The sequence below is a fragment of the Pseudomonas sp. 51_B genome (assembly GCF_017491595.1).
GTDB lineage: Bacteria > Pseudomonadota > Gammaproteobacteria > Pseudomonadales > Pseudomonadaceae > Aquipseudomonas > Aquipseudomonas promysalinigenes.
Genome location: NZ_JAFGYW010000373.1, coordinates 1 through 452, shown reverse-complemented (window position 1 = coordinate 452; position 452 = coordinate 1). Strand labels below are relative to the sequence as shown.

Below are 452 nucleotides of genomic sequence, written 5' to 3'. Positions count from 1 at the left end.
ACGCCGAGTACACCATCACGACTACGCATTCCTGCTGCGCCACTGCGTGTCGCTCGTCGTCGCGTTCGTCGCGGCGGTGATCGCGTTCCGCGTGCCGGTGTCGACGTGGGACAAGTACGCGCCGCATCTTTTCCTGATCGCGCTCGTCGGGCTCGTGATCGTGCTGATTCCGCACGTCGGCAAGGGCGTGAACGGCGCGCGCCGCTGGATTCCGCTCGGCATCACGAACATGCAGCCGTCGGAAATCATGAAGCTCGCGGTGACGATCTACGCGGCGAACTACACGGTGCGCAAGCAGGAGTACATGCAGAGCTTCGCGAAAGGCTTTCTGCCGATGGCATGCGCGGTTGGCCTGGTCGGCGCGCTGCTGCTGCTCGAACCGGACATGGGCGCGTTCATGGTGATCGCCGCGATCGCGATGGGCGTGCTGTTCCTCGGCGGCGTGAACGGCA

At 64.8% G+C, this 452-nt stretch carries 1 protein-coding gene; it reads left to right on the top strand.

Going from position 1 to position 452, the window contains the following annotated elements:
• A partial coding sequence (locus J5M56_RS25300; protein ID WP_207938097.1) for an FtsW/RodA/SpoVE family cell cycle protein occupies positions 1 to 452 on the top strand: 452 nt, incomplete at both ends.